The 2,133-nt window shown below is 55.3% G+C and carries 3 protein-coding genes; 2 read left to right on the top strand and 1 reads right to left on the bottom strand.

Going from position 1 to position 2,133, the window contains the following annotated elements; genetic code table 11:
• A partial coding sequence (locus B2W52_RS01870; protein WP_286801072.1) for a primosomal protein N' family DNA-binding protein occupies positions 1 to 192 on the bottom strand: 192 nt, incomplete at its 3' end.
• A gap of 263 nt (positions 193 to 455) precedes the next feature.
• Between B2W52_RS01870 and rpmE the strand changes: the two genes are divergently transcribed.
• The gene (rpmE, locus tag B2W52_RS01865) at positions 456 to 677 is read left to right on the top strand and encodes a 50S ribosomal protein L31 (protein WP_008170804.1); all 222 of its coding nucleotides are present in this window, start codon (positions 456 to 458) and stop codon (positions 675 to 677) included.
• A 251-nt stretch (positions 678 to 928) separates the two neighbouring features.
• On the top strand, positions 929 to 2,133 hold a 1,205-nt coding region (locus B2W52_RS01860), incomplete at its 3' end, for a malic enzyme-like NAD(P)-binding protein (protein WP_286801071.1).

Raw genomic sequence — 2,133 nt, 5'->3', positions numbered from 1 at the left:
CCCTGCCACAGCCTTGAGAGTGATGCCGGGAGGAGGCTCAACGCCCACCTGAACAACAAGACCCGTTGCCTGCTGCCGGCCAAAGGGTATTCGCACCCTCTGACCAGGCGTCAGTTCAAGGCCTTCCGGGATAATGTAATCGAAGAGTCGACGCAGGGGACGATTCAAGGCAATGCGTGCGATCAACGGCACTGAGTGCTCCACGGGATGACGGGTGTCACGGTTTTTCCTTATCCTGTCTAGTCGGCGGCCTGCCGCGAAATCCAAGGTGGGCGAGTCCGGAAGTCAGTGTGGTGCTTGCCTGCAGAACTAATTGCAAGTAAGATTCGCGGTCTGTTTCCGGCAGGGCATGATTGTGCCCCGTCTTCTCAATTGATTCAAACGTGCGGTGCCTGGCGCCTGGGCAGATTCGATGCCCCGTGATCAGGTAGCGGCATGACCTAACGAGGTTCGCCATGAAAGAAGGTATCCACCCGAAGTACGAAGAGATTACTGCGACCTGCTCTTGCGGTAATACATTCAAGACTCGTTCTACCTACACCCATGATCTGCAGCTGGATGTGTGTTCCCAGTGCCACCCATTCTACACCGGCAAGCAGAAAGTTATGGATACCGGTGGTCGTATCGACCGTTTCCAGAAGCGTTTCGGTGGTCGCATCGGCGCCAAGAAAGACTGATCGAGCTGGATTCGGGAAAAGCGCCTTCGGGCGCTTTTTTTGTGCTCGGTTGTCAGAGTGTACCTATAAGATACATACGCAATTAGCCCTATTGACTGTTCACAAAATGTTCATGAGGCACTTGTCGTTTCCGGGCTGGCGGGCCATAATGGCGCGCTCCGCCGAGTAGGGGCCTTCGATTTGGAGTTGATCCGAGGCTCTCTGGCTTCGGCGGTTCACTACCTTTAAACGTGACAAACGGAACAGTGGCAATGTCTCAAGATCTGAAAGAAGCAGCCCTTGAATATCACGCCAAGCCGCGGCCTGGTAAGCTGAGTGTCGAAATCACCAAGCCAACCAAGACCTCCCGCGACCTTTCCCTGGCGTATAGCCCCGGGGTTGCCGAACCGGTCCGCGAGATCGCAAAGGACCCGGAGAACGCATACAAGTACACTGCCAAGGGCAACCTGGTGGCTGTCATCTCTGATGGTTCTGCGATTCTTGGTCTGGGTAACCTGGGTCCGCTGGCAAGCAAGCCGGTTATGGAAGGCAAGGGCGTACTGTTCAAGCGCTTTGCCGGAATTGATGTCTTCGATATTGAAGTCAATTCCGAGAGCCCGCAGGCGTTTATCGAAACAGTTGAGCGTATTGCAGATACCTTCGGTGGTATCAATCTGGAAGACATCAAAGCGCCCGAGTGCTTTGAAATTGAGCGCGCGCTGATCGAAAAGTGCAACGTGCCCATCTTCCACGATGACCAGCATGGTACTGCCATCGTAACTGCAGCCGGCATGATCAATGCCCTCGAGCTGCAGGGCAAAAAGATTGAAGAGGCGAGGGTGGTCTGCCTGGGTGCCGGTGCTGCCGCCATTGCCTGCATGAAGATTCTGATCAGCTGCGGTATTCGTTCTGAGAACATCTTCATGCTTGACCGCAAGGGTGTGATCCACTCTGGTCGTGATGATTTGAATCAGTACAAGGCAATGTTCGCCAACGACACGGACAAGCGCACTCTGGACGACGCGATTGATGGTGCTGACGTATTCCTGGGGCTGTCCGGTCCGGATCTCCTGACTGCTGAACAGCTCAAGAAAATGGCTCCCAAGCCGATCGTTTTCGCCTGCTCCAACCCGGATCCGGAGATTAGCCCGGAAATTGCCCTGGCAACCCGCGATGATCTGATCATGGCCACCGGTCGCTCTGATTATCCGAACCAGGTTAACAATGTGTTGGGTTTCCCGTTCATTTTCCGTGGAGCGCTGGACGTTCGTGCCACCGCGATCAACGAGGAAATGAAGGTGGCGGCCGTCAATGCAATCCGTGAGCTGGCCAAGGAGCCTGTGCCTCAGGAAATTTGCGAGGCATACGGTGTGGAGAGTTTCGAGTTCGGGAAAGAGTACATCATTCCCAAGCCGATGGACGTCCGCTTGCTGGAAGTTGTGCCGGCCGCCGTTGCTCGCGCTGCCGTGGATTCCGG

Source organism: Marinobacter sp. UBA2498 (assembly GCF_002341575.1).
GTDB lineage: Bacteria > Pseudomonadota > Gammaproteobacteria > Pseudomonadales > Oleiphilaceae > Marinobacter > Marinobacter manganoxydans.
The sequence above is the reverse complement of the archived record's forward strand: the minus strand, read 5'-3'. Positions and strand labels throughout refer to the sequence as shown.

Excerpts from the sequence above, each read along its gene's own strand:
- rpmE (WP_008170804.1), top strand. The coding sequence starts at position 456 with ATGAAAGAAGGTATCCACCCGAAGTACGAAGAGATTACTGCGACCTGC.